A 15967-nucleotide genomic window follows, 5' to 3' on the forward strand; every position below is an offset into this window, starting at 1 on the left:
GGGCGCCCCGGCGACGCGGGGCGCCGGTTGCCTGCCGGCTAGCGCGCCCTCCGGGATTGGTCGGCCTCCGCCAGTACCGGCCGCAGATAGTCCAGGAACCGGTCGGGGTCTTCGCTCATGGGGAAGTGGCCCATGCCTTCCATGATCTGCCATTTCGATCCGGCGATGCGTCCCGCCAGGAACTCGGTGTCCTGCGGCGTGCAAGAGTAGTCGTATTCCCCGGTCAGCAACCACAGCGGGCAACGGCGAGTGTCGATGGCGGCCACGCGGTCGCGGATGTCGCCGTCGGCGGTGTAGAAGTGCAAGTCGCCCTTGAACACGCCGGGCCCGCCCTGCATGTAGTGCCACAGGGTTTCCCAGCGATGGCTGTCGGGACTGCCCGGGCCGACCAGGCCCGACACGATGCCGGCGCAGACTTCGCCGCCATGCACGTCCGGCCGGTTCAGCCACTCCAGGTCGTAGTAGGGATCCACGTGCGCGCCGGACTGCAGCCCGATGGCGCCGCCGAAACGGTCCGCGTGCTCCAGCGCCAGATGCAGCACGATGCGTCCGCCGATGGAGCAGCCCATGACGAGCGGCCGGTCCAGTTCCATGGCGTCGGCCACCGCGATGATGGCCTGCGCATAGTCCTGCGAAGTCAGCCGGTATGTTTCCTGGTGCCAGCCCTCGGGCGGCGAAGACTTGCCGTGCCAGGGCAGGTCGAAGGCGATGACGCGGAACGATGCCAGGATGGCCGGGTCGTTCATCACGGCGCGATACTGGCGCGAGTCTGCGCCGGCCGTGTGCAGGCAGAGTAGCGGCGTGCCGCTGCCGGCCTCCTCGACGTAGACGCGGTGCTGGCGTCCCCCCAGCGGCAGTTGCAGATAGCGGCCGACGATCGGCTCGAAGACGGCTGGGCTGGAATTCACAGGGTCGCTCCTTCGGCGCGCGGGCACGCCAGCACGTCCTTGAAATACAAGAGGTTGGACATCAGGGGATAGAGGTCGCCCTCGGCCCGCAGGCGGCGGAATTTCACCAGCGCCATCAGGTCGTGAAAGCCGGGCGGCGGCTTGGGGCTCCAGAACTGCGCCCAGTCGGCGGCGGCCGCGCGCAGTGCGAATTGCCAGCGCGGCATGACGAAGGGGCCGCGGCGCACGTCGTGGATGCGTCCCGCCGCCACCGTGATCAGGTAGGCGGCGTCGCCGCACTCCAGCAGGAACACGGTGTTCAGGTGGCGGCCCCGCCACACCAGGCGCTCCTGGCGGTTCACGGCGTCCGCCAGGCGGTGAAGGATGAAGTCGTTATTTTGCATGCTGCGGTCCTTGTCACAGGGGCGGAAGGTCCAGGCGGTAGATGCCGTCGTCGGCGCCGGCGCGCGGGTAGCGCTCGGCCACGGCGGGATCGTGGCCGGGCACGATGTGTGCTTCGGAATCCGCCAGGGTCCGGATGCGCGCATAGCCCTGCAGCATATCGCCCAGGTGGAAGATGGCGGGAAAAGGATTGTTGTCGGTGAAGTTACGGTAATAGTGCAGGGCGTCGGACGCCAGCACCACCCAGCCGCGCGCGGTGTGTACGCGCACCACCTGCAGCCCGGGCGTGTGGCCGCCGATGCGGTAGAGCTCCAGACCGGGCGCCAGGACGGCGTCGCCGTCGTGGAAGCGCACCCGCCCGGCGTACACCTGGCGCACGACCGACTGCACGTCGTCGACCGAAAAGAAATGCCGCATTGATTCAAAGCACATGTAGCGGCCGGTGGCGTACTGCATCTCGGCGTCCTGCAGGTGGACGCGGGCGTTGGGATAGGCCTCGACATTGCCCGCGTGGTCGTAGTGCAGATGGGTCAGCACGACATCGCCTATATCCGCGGGCGCCAATCCCAGCCGGGCCAGCGCCGTTTCAGGCGCCAGCGTGAAGGCGCGGTTGCGGGCGCGCGCCGAGCAGGCGGAAAAGCCCGTGTCGACCAGCACATTGCCCGCCGGACCCCGCAGCAGCCAGCAATAGAAATCCAGGGGCATGGGCCCGTCATGGATATCGGCGCGCGACAGGAAATTGTCGGCCGCACGCCGCGTCACGCTGGCGTAGCGGATGGCGTAGGCCTCGTAGGCCGGCAGGCCGCCGGCCGCCTCTGGCGCTGCCGTCATTGCTTGACCAGCTTGCACTGGCTTTCAGACAGGGGCATGAAGGCCTGGTCTCCCGGCACGGTCTTCACGATCTTGTAGTAGTCCCAGGCGGCTTTGGAGTCGGCAGGCGACTTGACCTCCACCACATAGGTGTCGTGGATGAGCTTGCCGTCTTCGCGCAGGCGGGCGTTGCGCGCGAAGGCGTCATGGATGGGCATGGCGCGCAGCGTCTTCATGACGGCGTCCACGTTGTCGGAGCCGGACTTCTCCACGGCCCGCAGGTAGTTGAGCACCGCGGAATACTGGCCGGCCTGCAGCGCCGTCGGCATCTTTCCGGATGCTTTGAAGAAGCGCTGGGCGAAGGCCCGGGTCTCGTCGTCCATGTCCCAGTAGAAGGTTTCGGCGAAGGTCATGCCCTGGCCGGCTTCCAGGCCGACGCCGTGCACGTCGGTGATGCTCATCAGCATCGCCACCAGCTTCTGTCTGGCGGCCAGCCCGAATTCACGCGCCTGCTTGATCTCGTTCTGCAGGTCGGCGCCGGCGCTGGCGAAGGCCACCGCGTCGGCCTTGCTGGACTGCGCGGACAGCAGGAAAGAGGCGAAGTCGTTACCCGGAAACGGGTAGCGCACGGAACCCGCCACCGAACCGCCGCCGTCCTTCACGAAGCGCATGCCGTCGTTTTCCAGCGAGTGGCCGAAGGCATAGTCGGCGGTGACGAAGAACCATTTCTTCGCGCCCGCCTCGACCAGCGGCAGGGTGCCCACCTTGGCGAGCGCGTAGGTGTCATAGACCCACTGGACGTTGTTGGGCGAGCAGTCTTCGCCTGTGATGCGGGTGGCGCCCGCGCCGGTGACCATGGTCATGCGGCCTTTTTCGCGGGCGATGTTCATGACGGCCAGGGCGACGGCGCTGTTGCCCAGTTCCGTCACGACGTCCACTTTCTCGCGGTCCATCCATTCGCGGGCGCGGCTGGCGGCCACGTCGGTCTTGTTCAGGTGATCGGCCGACAGCATTTCCACGGGCTTGCCCAGCACCTTGCCGCCGAACTCCTCGATGGCCAGCTTGGTCGCCAGGACCGAGCCCGGTCCGACGTTGCCGGAATACGCGCCCGACATGTCGGTCAGCACGCCAATGCGCACGACGCCGTCGGATATGCCGTCGGACGCCTGAGCCGCGCCGGCAAGGGCAGCCATCGCGATCGCCGCCGAAATTCTCTTCTGCATGGTTCTCTCCTTTGAATGGTCTGGCGGCGCGGTCAGTCGCCGCGCCGCTCGCGTAACGGTGGCGGCTGCGCGCCGCCGGCGGGCTACATCTGGCTCACATACTTGACCTGCATGAACTCCTGCAGGCCTTCCACGCCGCCTTCCTTGCCCAGGCCGCTGTCCTTGACGCCGCCGAACGGTGTCTCGGGCAGCGAAGCCTGGCAGTGGTTGATGCAGACGACGCCGCTTTCGATGCGCTCCGAGGCGATCCGCGCGGTCGCGGCGTCGCGGGTGAACACGTAAGCGGCCAGGCCGAACGGCAGGCGGTTCGCCAGCGCAAGGGCCTCGTCCGGGTCGCGGAAGGGCTGCACCAGCGCCAGGGGACCGAAGGGCTCCGTGTTGGACGCCAGGCAGTCGGGGCCCGCGTCGCGCAGCACCGTCGGCGCCCAGAACCAGCCGGGCAGGTCCAGGCGCTGCCCGCCGGCGGCCAGTTCGGCGCCGTGCTTGAGCGCATCGGCCACCATCGTCTCCATCGCGGCCAGCCGCCGGGGATTGGCGAGCGGGCCCATCTGCACGCCGGCGTCAAGCCCATTGCCCACGCGCCAGCTGCGCGCGCGCTCGGCCAGGCGCTCGACGAAGGGCTCGTACACGCTTTCATGGACGTACATGCGCGTGGGCGACGTGCAGATCTGCCCGGAGTTGCGAAGCTTGGCGGCCAACACCGTGTCCGCGGCGTTGACCGGGTCGGCGTCGCCGTACACCAGCACGGGCGCATGGCCGCCGAGTTCCAGCGTCGCGCGTTTCAGGCCGTTGGCCGCCATCACCGCCAGTTCGCGGCCGATGGACGTGGAGCCCGTGAAGGTCACCATGCGGATGAGGGGAGATTCGATCAGGCGGCGCGAGATGTCGCCGGGGTCGCCGAACACCATGTTCAGGACGCCAGCCGGCAGGCCCGCGTCCGTCAGGGCGCGCCCGATTTCCAGGGCGATGGCGGGCGTTTCCTCGGACGGCTTGATGACGATGGAGCAGCCCGCCGCCAGGGCGCCGGCGATCTTGCGCGACGGCGTGATCGCGGGCGCGTTCCAGCCCGAAAAGGCCGCGACCGGCCCGATGGGTTCCGGGATGGCCATCTGGCGGATGCCGCCCACGCGGCCGGGTATCAGGCGGCCGTAGGTGCGCCGCGCTTCCTCGGCGCCCCATTCGAACATCTCGGCGGCGGTCGCCACTTCCTTCTCGGATTCGGTCAGGGGCTTGCCCAGTTCGCGGGTGATCAGCCAGGCCAGCCGCGCCGTGCGTTCGCGCATCAGCGTAGCGGCGCGGCGCAGAATCGCCGCCCGCTCCAAGGGCGCCGTGTCGCGCCAGCCCGGAAACGCGCGGTGGGCGGCTTCCAGGGCCTCGTCGATGTCGTCGGGGGACGCCACCGGCACGCGGCCCAGCACTTCGCGGGTGGCTGGGTCGATCACTTCCAGGCCGGGGCGTTGGCCGGCGGGGACGGCGCGGCCGCCGATCAGCAGGGTCAGTTCGGGATATTCCATCTAGTCCGCCTTCGCTATGTGGCTGGTCTGCATGACTTGCGCCCAGCGTTCGGTCTGGGCGCCGATGTGCCGGGCAAAGTCCTCGGGGCTGCCGGTCATGGGGTACTGGCCCAGCTTGAGCAGGGCGTCGCGCGCGTCGGGCGTGCTCATCACCTTATTGATCGCGGCGTTCAGGCGCTGCGTCACGGCGGGCGGCACGCCGGCCGGGGCCAGCACGCCGTTCCAGGGTTCGGCTGTGAAGCCGGGAATGCCGGCCGCCTGCGCCACCGTCGGCACGCCCGGCGCGACGGAAGAGGGCTGGGCGGCGGCGATGCCCAGCGCCCGCATCTTGCCTGCCTGAACCTGCGGCATGGCGGCGATCGCGCTCAGGAACGCCATGTCTACGCGCCCGGCCACCAGGTCGGCGATCGCGGCGGAGTCGCCCTTGTAGGGCACGTGGGTGATGTCGACCTTCGTGGCGCTCTTGAACCATTCGCCGGCCAGGTGATTCACCGCGCCGCTCCCGGCGGACGCAAACGTGAGTGCGCCGGGCTTCTGGCGCGCCCCGGCGATCAGTTCCTGGACGCTGTTGTAGGGCGAGCCGGCCGGCACGACCAGCAGGTAGGGATAGCTGGCCACCATGGCCACCGGCTGGAAGTCCTTCAGCACTTGATAGTCGACCTTCTGCTTGTAGACGGGTTCGATGGACAGTGTGCCGCTGCTGCCCAGCATCAGGGTGTAGCCGTCGGCGGCCGCGCGCTTGACCGCCTGCACGGCCACGACGCCGTTGGCGCCTGCGCGGTTCTCGACGACGATGGACTGGCCTAGCTCGGTCTCAAGCTGGCGGGCCAGGTAGCGGCCGACGGCGTCCGTCGGTCCGCCGGCAGTAAATCCGATCACGAGCGTGACCGGTTTGGTCGGGTAGTCCGCGGCGGCGGCATTAAAGCCGATCGCGGCGGCAAGCAGGGGCAAGGCCCATCTGCATCGCATGGGAGTCATGGTTGTCTCGAATGAATAGGGACGGCGCGGCAGGCGCCGGGGACGCTCAGGCGTAGCCGCGCTCGATCAGCTTGACCATTACCGGGTAGTACTCCTTGACGTAGCCGGCGGCGCGGGTGCGCTCCAGCAGGTCGTGGGTGAGCTTGGCCGCTCGCGCGTCCACGTCGCCCTGGCTGGCCAGTTCAAGCGCCAGCAGGATGTCCTTGATGGCGTATTCGGTCGGGAAGGTTTTCTCGGGAAAGGTCTGCGCCGCCAGCGCCTTCTGGCCCGGGTTGCGCAGCACGAAGCTGTCGGCCGAGCCCTTGCTCAGCGCATCCAGCAGCAGAGCGCCGTCCACGCCGGCGCTGCGGCCGATGGTGATGGCCTCGGCCAGCGCGTGGACCGTCATGAAGACCACCATGTTGTTCATGATCTTCACCACCTGGCCGTTGCCGATGCCGCCGCACAGCAGCACATCGGTGCCCATGCATGACAGATAGGGCAGGACCGAGTCGTAGTCCTTTTGGGTGGCGCCCACCGTGATCATCAGGGTGCCCAGGCGGGCGGCCTCGCGCATGCGGGCCACGGGGGCGTCGATCAGCAGGATGCCGTGGCCGCGTAGCGTTTCGGCCAGTTGCCGGGTGCGCGTGACGTCGCTGGTGCTCATGTCCACCACGATGCGCACGCGGCCGGCCGCCTCGACCAGGCCGCCGGGGCCGGTGCATACCTGTTCCACCTGCACGATGCTGGGCAGCGACAGGAACACGATCTCGGCGCTCTGCGCCACTTCGACGATCGAGGCGCAGGCGCGGCCGCCCAATGCGCCGATGCGGGCCACGGGTTCGGGGCTGATGTCCGTCACGTAGACCGGGTGCCCGGACTTGCGGACGAGGTTGGCGCACATGGGTTCACCCATGACGCCCAGGCCGATGAAACCCAGCGGGGTCTTGGTCTCGCTCATTACTTCCTCCTTGGTATTGCGTCTGTTTTTCTGGTCTTGCCATGCAGCTTACGGACGGCGCCGGCACGCCGGTATGAAAAATTGGCAAAGCAACTTTCTCCAATTCCGCCCCCTGCGGATCAAGAACGCTCGTTTTCCTTTTTATCAATCCTCGGCCAGCGGGTCCGCCTAGAGTGATCGGCAGAACAGCGCGGCACGCGTGTTGCGGCGCAATAACCCGGAGAGACGAATGCTGCTGGACTCCATCGCCGCCTATGGCGCCAAAGACGCGGTGGGCAGACTGCCCGACGAGGTCATCCATTACGCCAAGCGCGCCTTCCTGGACTGGCTGTCGGCGCTGTATCCCGGCACCCGCGCCGCGCCGTGCCAGCAGTTGCTGGGCGCCCACGGCGCCGAACTCGGGTCGGGCGCGTCCAGCCTGCCGGGCTGCGCGACTACCGCCTTTGCCGCCACGGCGGCCTGGATCAACGGCAGCGTGTCGCACGCGGTGGAGTTCGACGACATCTTTCGCGACGCGATCTACCATCCCGGCTGCCCGACCATCGCCGCGGCGCTGGCGCTGGCTGAAGAGCAAGACGCCAGCGGACTCGCGCTGCTGCAGGCGATCGTGGTGGGCTACGAGATCTCCACCCGCATCGGCGCGGCGGTGCAGCCCGCCCATTACCGCTATTTCCATACGACCGGCACCGTGGGCTGCTTCGGCAGCGCGGCCGCCGCGGCGGCCTTGTGCGCGCCGGGCGACGCGCAGGTCATGCTGCACGCGCTGGCCACTGCCGGCACCCTGGCCAGCGGCCTGCAGCAGGCCTTCCGGTCGGACGCCATGAGCAAGGCGCTGCACGCGGGCCATGCCGCCGAGGTCGGCGTGCGGGCCGGGCAGGGCGCTGCGCACGGGGTCACCGGCGTGCCGGACATCCTGGAAGGCGAGGTCGGATTCGGCGCGGCGCTGGCGCGCAATCCTGACTGGTCCGTCGCCACGGCCGGGCTGGGCGACCGCTACAACATCCTGTCCATCACGCAGAAGAACCACGGCTGCTGCGGCCACACCTTTGCCGCGATCGACGCCGCCCTGGCGCTGCGCGAAGGCGGGCTGCGGCCGCAGGACGTGGCCTCGCTGCGCGTGGACGCCTATCAGACCGCGCTGGACGTCACCGGGAACTTCCAGCCTGCGACGGCGTTCGAGGCGAAGTTCAGCCTGCCGTACGTGGTGGCGCACGCGCTGGTTCATGGTTCGGTGCGGCTGGACGCCTTTGGCGAAGAACGTCTGCGCGACCCCCAGGTGCGCGGCCTGATGCGGCGGCTGGACCTGAAGGCGGATCCGGACCTGACCGCCGGTTTTCCAAAAATGCGCGCCGCGCGGCTGACCGCCACGACGCACGGCGGCGCCGTGCATGAACACTTTGCGCCGTACCGCAAGGGCGATCCCGAATCGCCGCTGTCGGACGCCGACCTGAACGACAAGTTTGCCGAGCTGGCCGGCCCGGTGCTGGGCAGCGCCCGCGCGCGCGCCTTGCGCGATGCGGTCTGGCGCCTGGACGCCATGCCGGTGCGCGCGCTGCGCCTGGCCGCCGACATGCCCCAGCTTTGAACTTCCACTCCCTCTGGCCTTTATGACGACAGCCACCTCCATGTCTTCTCCTTCTTTTGCCGACGCGCTGCTGTCCCCGCGCGCCATCGCCCTGGTGGGCGCCTCGGGCGATGCGCGCAAGAACACGGCGCGCCCGCTGCGGTTCATGCGCAAGCACGGCTACGCGGGCGCCATCTATCCCATCAACGCCGCCCGCCCGGACATCCTGGGCGAGCGCGCCTATCCCTCGCTGGCCGGGCTGCCCGGCCCGGTGGATCACGTCTTCATCATGATTCCGGGCGACGGCGTTGCCGCCTTGCTGCCGGACTGCGCCCGGGCCGGCGCGCGCGTGGTGACGGTCTATTCCGACGGCTTCGGCGAGACCGGGCCGGACGGGCTGGCCCGGCAGTCGGACCTGGTGCGCCAGGCCCGCGAACTGGGCCTGCGCCTGCTGGGCCCCAATAGCATCGGCCTGGCCGACCTGCACGCCGGCTGCATCCTGTCCGTCAATGCCGCCTTCGAGGCCGACACGCTGCTGCCCGGCGGCATTGCGCTGGTGTCCCAGAGCGGCTCCATGATGGGATCGCTGCTGTCGCGCGCCGCCGCGCGCGGCTTCGGGTTCTCGAAGTCGGTTTCCGTGGGCAATGAAAGCGACATCACGGTGGGAGAGGTGGTGGACGCGCTGGTGGACGATCCACATAGCAAGGTCATCCTGCTGTTCCTGGAAACCCTGCGCGACGCACCCGCGCTGGCCCGTGCGCTGGGCCGGGCGCGCGCCGCGGGCAAACCTGTGATCGCCTACAAGCTGGGCAGGTCCGAGCAGGGCGACGCGCTGGCGCAATCGCACACTGGCGCGCTGGCGGGCAACGACGCGGCGGTCGACGCGTTCCTGAAGGCGCACGGGGTAATGCGGGTCCAGCACCTGGAGACCCTGTTCGAGATCTCGCCGCTGGCCGCGCGCTACATCCGCGGCCCTCGTGTTCCCGGGCCGGACGAGGCGCTGGCCAGGGTGGCGGTCATCACCACCACGGGCGGGGGCGCGGCGACCGTCGTCGACAACCTGGGCCTGCGCGGCCTGGCGGCCGTGGCTCCGCCGCCCGAGTTCGTGCGGATGATCGCCGAGCACGGCCTGAAGATTCGGGAGACGCCCGTCATCGACCTGACCCTGGCGGCAACCAGCGCGCAGTACAAGATGCTGCTGGAAGCGCTGCTGCGCGCGGACTGGTGCGATGCCGTGCTGAGCGTTGTGGGTTCGTCGGCGCAGTTTCATCCGGGACTGGCGGTGCAGCCTCTGCTGGAGGCCGACAAGCCGGACGCCAAGCCCCTGGCGGTGTTCCTGGCGCCGGAAGCGCCGGAGTCGCTGGCTTTGCTGCAGCGGGGCGGGATCGCAGCCTTTCGCACGCCGGAAGCTTGCGCCGACGCGTTGTCGGTGTTCTTCACGCCCGTGGGCGCGCCGCCCGACCTGGGCTTTGAAGCGGCCTGGCCGGCCGGCCTGCCGCGCAGCGGCATGTTGAGCGAATACGAAGCGGGCGCGCTGTTCCGCGGCCTGGGTGTTCCTGTCGCACAGGCCCAGTTGATTGCGCCCGGCGCGCTGGCCCATGCCGTGCCGTATCCCGTCGTCGCCAAGGTCTGCTCACGCGACCTGGCGCACAAGACCGAAGTGGGCGCGGTGCGCGTCGGTATTGCCGACGCGGCAGCGCTTGAGAAGGCCGTGGGCGAGATGCTGGTCGCCGTCCGGCAGCGTGCGCCGCACGCGGCGGTGGACGGCATTCTGGTCCAGCCGATGGAAGGCCGCCTGATCGAACTGATTCTGGGCTACCGGTACGACCCTCTGGTGGGCCCGACGGTGCTGCTGGGCGCCGGCGGCATCGCCGCCGAACTCGCGCCGGACTATGCGCTGCGCCTGGCCCCGGTAAACCTGGAGGAGGCCCGCCGCATGATTCTTGAAGTGCGCCAGACCCGGCTGATCCGCGGATTCCGCGGCCTGCCTGAAGGCGATTGCGAGGCGCTGGCCCGCGCCATCGCGGCGTTTTCACGGCTGGCGCTGATGGAGGGCATGCGCGTCGAGGAAGCCGAAATCAATCCCTTGTTCGTCCGCGCCGACGGCGTGGTCGCCGTGGACGGCCTGGTCCGGCTGGCCTGACGCGCCTTCCTTACAGGCCTTCCTTACAGGCCGTCCCCATTCCCATTCTTGCCACAGGAAACATAAGATGGACTTCAAACTGACCCCGGAACAACAGGATTTCCAGACGGCCGTGCGCCGCTATGCCGAGCGCGAGTTGCGCGATGGCGCCGTCGAGCGCGCCCATTCCGACGACTACCCCTGGGACATCGCCCGCAAGATGGCCGGCCAGGGCCTCCTGGGCATCACGGTGGCGCAAGAGGACGGGGGCGTCGGCGGTTCGCTGATGGATGCCGTCATCGCTATCGAGACCGTGGCGTCCGTGTGCCCGCGCAGCGCCGACGTGGTGCAGGCGGGAAACTTCGGCGCCATCCGCGTGCTGGCCGAATACGGCAGCCCGCTGCAAAAGCAGAAGTACCTGACGGGCCTGCTCGCGGGAGAAGGGCTGATCTCCGTGGGCATGACCGAGCCCGACGCCGGCTCGGCCGTCACCGAACTGAAGACCAGCGCGACGCGCGCCGACGGCGGCTGGCGCATCAACGGCACCAAGATCTTCACCACCCACGGCCCGCACGCCAGCGTCATCCTGGCGTACGTGCGATTCGGGCCGGGCACGGGCGGCATCGGTTCGGTGCTGATCGGCACGCGCGACGAAGGCGTGAAACTGGGCAAACGGTCCGCCTTCATGTCGGGCGAGGAATGGGTCGAGATCTTCTTCGACAACGTGTTCGTGCCGGACGATATGGTGGTGCTGGGCGAGGGCGGCTTCAAGAAGCAGATCGCGGGCTTCAACGTCGAACGCATCGGCAACACGGCGCGTTCGCTGGCCCTGGGCCGCTACGCCTATGAAGAAGCGCGCAATTGGGCCATGCAGCGCAAGCAGTTCGGACGGCTGCTGTGCGAATTCCAGGGCCTGCAATGGAAGTTCGCGGACATGCGCATCAAGCTGGACGCCGCGCAACTGCTGCTGTACCGGGCCGCCACCGGCGCGGACACCGGCTTTCCGTCCGCCACCGAGACCGCGATCGCCAAGGCCTACTGCAACCAGGTGGGCTTCGACGTGGCCAACGACGCGCTGCAGGTGCTGGGCGGGCTGGGCTACAGCCGGGAATCCCTGGTCGAATACTGCGTGCGCCGGTGCCGGGGCTGGATGATCGCCGGGGGCTCTATCGAGATCCTGAAGAACCGCATCGCGGAAGGCGTGTTCGAACGCAGCTTCCCGCAGCGCCCGCCGCGCTGACCGGATGGCCCCGCGTGCGGCGCGCGGGGCCGTCAACGCCTACTGCGCGCGGATTGGCGCATAGCTGCCCATCAGTTCGACGATCCAGTCGATAAACGCGCGCAGCTTGGCGCTGACGTGGCGGTTGGGCGGAAACGCGACGAACATCGGCATCGGGTCGAGCTGCCAATCCTCGAAGATGGGAATCAGGTCGCCTTGCGCGACGTGGGCCTTGGACATGTAGTCAGGCAGCCACATCACGCCCATGCCGGCCAGACCGGCGGCCAGGTAAGCGTTGCCGTCGTCCACCGCCAGGATGTAGCGGCCATGCACGTTGACGCTTTCTTCGCCGCGGCGCATGGCGTAGGGCAGGGCCCGGCCGGTGCGCGCCCACAAAAAACCCACGATGCGGTGGTGCGAATCTTCAAGTTCGCGCGGGTGCGTGGGCGTGCCCGCGCGTTCCAGGTAAGCGGGCGCGGCATAGACGCCCAGCTGCAGGTCGCCGACGCGGCGCGCCATCAGCGACTGGTCGGCCAGCTCGCCGCCACGCACCACGCAGTCCACGTTTTCGCCGATCAGGTCCACGATGCGGTCGCTCACGCCCATGTCCAGCTGGATGTCGGGATAGCGGGCATGGAAGGCCGGCAGGGCCGGCACCAGCACCATCCTGGCCAGCGGGCTGGGCACGTCCACCCGCAGCCGGCCGCGGGGCGCCTCGGACGCGCTGGACAGGCTGGTCTCGGCGTCGTCCATGTCGGCCAGCAGCCGTATCACGCGCTCGTAGTAGGCGGCGCCGTCGGCGGTGACGTTGACCTTGCGGGTCGTGCGGTTCAGCAGCCGGACGCGCAGCCGCGCTTCCAGTTGTTGCACCAGCTGCGTCACAGTGGTCTTGCTCATGCGCAGGGTTTCGGCCGCCTTGGTGAAGCTGCCGGTCTCCACGACGCGCGCGAAGGCGTTCATTGCGTCGAAACGGTCCATCGCTGGCTCCTTGGGGGTTGGGATTGTTTGGATTCTACAAATAGTGCTGGATGAACTTGGCCGTTTATCGGGCGGGCGGGCGTCTTTAGAGTGTCCCTATGTTCAATACGGGCTGGATTCGGCCCACATCTGGAGATTACTGATGACGACTCGCGATGTTGTTTTCCCGCCCAATCGCCATGCGCTGTACGAGCGCGACCGTTATTCCCCGGCCGTCCGGTCCAATGGCTTCCTGTTCGTCTCGGGGCAGGTCGGTAGCCGCGAGAACGGCTCGCCCGAACCCGACCTGCGGGGGCAGGTGCGGCTGGCGTTTCAGAACCTGAACGCCATCCTGGAGGCGGCCGGCATAACATTCGACGATGTGGTCGATGTGACTGTCTTTATGGTCGATCCGCAATCGCAGTTCGAAACCATGTGGGAGGTGGTGCCGGAATTCTGGGGCGCCGCGCCGTACCCGAATATCACGGCGGTCGGCGTGACGTGGCTCAATGGTTTCCAGTTCGAGATCAAGGTGATCGCCAAGCTGCCGGAGGGCGCCGCGGGCTGACCCGGCGGTGCGCCGTGCAGGTCAGGGCCTGCGGAACACGACGACCTTGCTCGTCAGCTTCTGCAGGGCCTCATCGCGCTGGTTGGACGTGATGGATTCCACCACGACGATGGCGCGGTCGGGCTTGGAGCGCGACGGCGTGATGCTCAGCACGGTGCTCGTGACCTTGATCACGTCGTCGGGGCGGGTGGGTTGGGGCCAGGCGACCTCGGCGCCCGCGCCGATCACGCCGCGAGACACCGGAAAGCTGTCGACCAGCAGCTTCATGGTCAGCGCAGCCGTGTGCCAGCCGCTGGCGGCCAGCCCCTGGAACAGCGTGTCGCGCGCCGCCTGCGCATCCAGGTGGAAGGGCTGCGGGTCGAACTGCGCCGCGAAGGCGATGATCTGCGCGGCATCCAGGGCATGCGTCTTGCTGACGAAGACGTCTCCGACGGTCAGGTCTTCCAGGTAGATAAGCGGCGAATTCGGGGATTCTTGCATGCCAGGGCTCCAGGCGTGTGTCTGCGTGGACGAATTATCTGCGCACGCCATCGGGCGCGCAATGCGCGGGCGCGCCGGCCTGCTCCCGAGCCGGGGGAGGAGCCAGGACGGTGACCGCCGGCGGAATCAGGTCCATAATCGTCATGTCGAATTCAGGGATGGCGAGCCATGGCAGAAACCACACCGGCGGCACCAGCGGTTCGTCCGCTCGAGATCGGCGATATCACCGTCATCGACAACACCAAGCTGAAAAAGGCGGTGACAGCCGCCGCGCTTGGCAACGCGATGGAGTGGTTCGACTTCGGCGTATACGGTTTTGTGGCCTTCGCGCTGGGCAAGGTGTTCTTCCCGGACGCTTCGCCTGCCGTGCAGACCATCGCGGCGCTGGGCACCTTTTCGGTGCCGTTCCTGGTTCGGCCGCTGGGCGGCGTCTTCTTCGGCGTCATGGGCGACCGCTTCGGGCGGCAGAAGGTGCTGTCGCTCACCATCATCATCATGGCGATCAGCACGTTCTGCATCGGGCTGATCCCGTCGTACGCCACCATCGGCCTCTGGGCGCCCATCCTGCTGCTGCTGTGCAAGCTGGCGCAGGGTTTCTCGGTGGGCGGCGAATATACCGGCGCAGCCGTCTTCGTGGCCGAATACGCGCCCGACAGGCAGCGCGGCTTCCTGGGCAGCTGGCTGGACTTCGGCTCGATCGCCGGCTTCGTGGTGGGCGCGGGCATGGTCGTGCTGCTGCAGACCATGCTGGGCGAACAGACCTTCCTGGATTGGGGTTGGCGCATTCCGTTCTTCGTGGCCGGACCGCTGGGCTTCCTGGGCCTGTACCTGCGCCATGCAGCCGAGGAAACCCCAGCGTTCACGCAGCAGCTGGAGCGGATGGAAAAGGAAGACCGCGACGCCGTCCAGGAAAAGCCCACGGTCTCGTTCCGCGAGATCTTCGCCAAGTACCGGCGCGCGCTGCTGGTCAGCATCGGCACCGTGCTGGTGACCAACATCACCTACTACATGCTGCTGACGTACATGCCCACCTACCTGTCCGGCAGCCTGGGCTACACCGAAGGCCACGGCGTGCTCATCATCGTGGTGGTCATGGTGGGCATGCTGTTCGTGCAGCCGGTGGTGGGCTTCATCAGCGACAAGATCGGCCGCAAGCCCTTCCTGCTGGCGGGCAGCGTGGGCCTGCTGGTGTCGGCCATCCCGGCGTTCTGGCTGATCGGCAGCGACAACACCGGCCTGATTTTCCTTGGCCTGCTGCTCATCGCGGTGTTCCTGAACTGCCTGATCGGCATCATGGCGGCGACGCTGCCCGCGCTGTTCCCCACCCGCATCCGTTATAGCGCGCTGGCCAGCTCGTTCAACGTGGCCATCATCTTCGCGGGGCTCACGCCCACGGTGGCCGCCTGGCTGGTGGAAGAAACCGAAAACCTGATGATGCCGGCCTATTACCTGATGGCGGCGTCGCTCATCGGGCTGATCACGTCATTTTTCCTGCCCGAGACGGCCAACCGCCCGCTGCGCGGCGAAACGCCCACCGCCTCCAGCCGCCGCGAGGCCAAAGTGTTGCTGCAGCAGGCCTATGAACACATCGAGCAGAGCGTGCAGGACGTCGACGCCGAAATCGAGGCGCTGGAAGAGAAGCTCGCGGCGCTGCGGGTCCGCCGCCAGAGCCTGGCGGACCGGCATCCGGACATCGAATGAGCGCGCCCGCTAAGCCAGCAGCGCCAGCGCGTCCGCCAGTGTCAGCACCGTGGTCCGTGATGCGAACGCGGTGGAAAAAAGATGCTCGTGCACGACCTCGTCGGGGTCGAAGCAGCAGTCCTTGACCGTGTACAGACGGTAGTCCGCGTCGCTGGCGTGGGCGACCGACGACAGGACCACGCCGGTGGACGCAATGCCCGCCATGATGAGCGTGTCGATGCCGCTGGCCGACAGCCGCAGCGCAAGATCGGTGCCGAAGAACACGCTGGCGCGGTGCGCCACGATGAGCGGTTCGCTGGGGCGCCGGGCCAGTTCGGGGGCGATCTCATCCGAGGTGAACAGGCCCAGGTCCCGGATGCCCATCCCGTTCTTATTCAGGGGGCTGACCTCGGGGTACCCCGGGCTGAACCGGATCTGCGCGAAATAGACCTGCACGCCTGCGCTCCGGGCGGCATCGCACAATTGGCGCGTGTTGGCCAGCAAGGCGGGCGCGGCCTCGGAAAATAGGCGGGTGATGTCGGTCTGGTAATGCATGACCAGCAGGGCGGTTTTGACCGGGTCGATCGCGTGGCTAGGCGGCATGGGGAGTCCTGGGGCGGGGG

Annotated in this window: 15 protein-coding genes; 5 read left to right on the forward strand and 10 right to left on the reverse strand. The window is 68.1% G+C overall.

Going from position 1 to position 15967, the window contains the following annotated elements:
- Nucleotides 1–38: 38 nt before the first annotated feature.
- From KYC_RS08665 to KYC_RS08695, 7 genes are all read right to left on the reverse strand, one after another.
- Nucleotides 39–908: an alpha/beta fold hydrolase gene (locus tag KYC_RS08665; protein ID WP_008161054.1), complete on the reverse strand. Its 870-nt coding sequence runs from the start codon at nt 906–908 to the stop codon at nt 39–41.
- The gene (locus KYC_RS08670; RefSeq protein WP_008161056.1) at nt 905–1291 is read right to left on the reverse strand and encodes a hypothetical protein; all 387 of its coding nucleotides are present in this window, start codon (nt 1289–1291) and stop codon (nt 905–907) included. The genes KYC_RS08665 and KYC_RS08670 overlap by 4 nt, the downstream gene beginning before the upstream one ends.
- Nucleotides 1292–1304: 13 nt before the next feature.
- Entirely contained in the window at nt 1305–2120 is an 816-nt protein-coding gene (locus tag KYC_RS08675; protein WP_008161058.1) for an N-acyl homoserine lactonase family protein, read from the reverse strand.
- A complete protein-coding gene (locus tag KYC_RS08680; RefSeq protein ID WP_008161060.1) occupies nt 2117–3322 on the reverse strand; it encodes an ABC transporter substrate-binding protein in 1206 nt (401 codons plus the stop codon). The genes KYC_RS08675 and KYC_RS08680 overlap by 4 nt, the downstream gene beginning before the upstream one ends.
- Before the next feature lie 83 nt (nt 3323–3405).
- Complete coding sequence (locus KYC_RS08685) at nt 3406–4836, reverse strand: NAD-dependent succinate-semialdehyde dehydrogenase (RefSeq protein ID WP_008161062.1); 1431 nt, start codon at nt 4834–4836, stop codon at nt 3406–3408.
- A complete protein-coding gene (locus KYC_RS08690) occupies nt 4837–5814 on the reverse strand; it encodes a Bug family tripartite tricarboxylate transporter substrate binding protein (RefSeq protein WP_043517938.1) in 978 nt (325 codons plus the stop codon).
- Nucleotides 5815–5860: 46 nt separating this feature from the next.
- Nucleotides 5861–6754 (reverse strand): NAD(P)-dependent oxidoreductase, encoded by an 894-nt coding sequence (locus KYC_RS08695; protein ID WP_008161066.1) that lies wholly within the window; start codon nt 6752–6754, stop codon nt 5861–5863.
- 229 nt (nt 6755–6983) lie between these two features.
- Here KYC_RS08695 and KYC_RS08700 point away from each other — a divergent pair, with 229 nt between their 5' ends.
- The 3 genes from KYC_RS08700 to KYC_RS08710 all read left to right on the forward strand — a co-directional run bounded on the left by KYC_RS08700 (nt 6984) and on the right by KYC_RS08710 (nt 11680).
- Nucleotides 6984–8339, forward strand: a complete 1356-nt coding sequence (locus KYC_RS08700; RefSeq protein WP_008161068.1) for an MmgE/PrpD family protein — start codon at nt 6984–6986, stop codon at nt 8337–8339.
- Nucleotides 8340–8379: 40 nt separating this feature from the next.
- On the forward strand, nt 8380–10461 hold the full coding sequence (locus KYC_RS08705; protein WP_043517940.1) for an acetate--CoA ligase family protein: 2082 nt from the start codon (nt 8380–8382) through the stop codon (nt 10459–10461).
- 67 nt (nt 10462–10528) lie between these two features.
- The gene (locus KYC_RS08710; protein ID WP_008161073.1) at nt 10529–11680 is read left to right on the forward strand and encodes an acyl-CoA dehydrogenase family protein; all 1152 of its coding nucleotides are present in this window, start codon (nt 10529–10531) and stop codon (nt 11678–11680) included.
- Nucleotides 11681–11719: 39 nt separating this feature from the next.
- Here KYC_RS08710 and KYC_RS08715 read toward each other — a convergent pair whose 3' ends face one another.
- Nucleotides 11720–12637, reverse strand: a complete 918-nt coding sequence (locus tag KYC_RS08715) for a LysR family transcriptional regulator (protein WP_008161075.1) — start codon at nt 12635–12637, stop codon at nt 11720–11722.
- A 142-nt stretch (nt 12638–12779) separates the two neighbouring features.
- Between KYC_RS08715 and KYC_RS08720 the strand changes: the two genes are divergently transcribed.
- Entirely contained in the window at nt 12780–13184 is a 405-nt protein-coding gene (locus tag KYC_RS08720; RefSeq protein ID WP_008161077.1) for a RidA family protein, read from the forward strand.
- Between the two features lie 21 nt (nt 13185–13205).
- Here the strand turns inward: KYC_RS08720 and KYC_RS08725 are convergent, their stop codons facing one another.
- Nucleotides 13206–13664: a MaoC family dehydratase gene (locus KYC_RS08725; RefSeq protein ID WP_008161080.1), complete on the reverse strand. Its 459-nt coding sequence runs from the start codon at nt 13662–13664 to the stop codon at nt 13206–13208.
- A gap of 168 nt (nt 13665–13832) precedes the next feature.
- Here KYC_RS08725 and proP point away from each other — a divergent pair, with 168 nt between their 5' ends.
- The gene (proP, locus tag KYC_RS08730) at nt 13833–15365 is read left to right on the forward strand and encodes a glycine betaine/L-proline transporter ProP (protein ID WP_008161081.1); all 1533 of its coding nucleotides are present in this window, start codon (nt 13833–13835) and stop codon (nt 15363–15365) included.
- 9 nt (nt 15366–15374) lie between these two features.
- Here the strand turns inward: proP and KYC_RS08735 are convergent, their stop codons facing one another.
- On the reverse strand, nt 15375–15947 hold the full coding sequence (locus tag KYC_RS08735) for a cysteine hydrolase family protein (protein WP_008161084.1): 573 nt from the start codon (nt 15945–15947) through the stop codon (nt 15375–15377).
- Nucleotides 15948–15967 lie beyond the last annotated feature (20 nt).

Source organism: Achromobacter arsenitoxydans SY8 (assembly GCF_000236785.1).
In the GTDB taxonomy this organism is placed as follows: domain Bacteria; phylum Pseudomonadota; class Gammaproteobacteria; order Burkholderiales; family Burkholderiaceae_B; genus Achromobacter; species Achromobacter arsenitoxydans.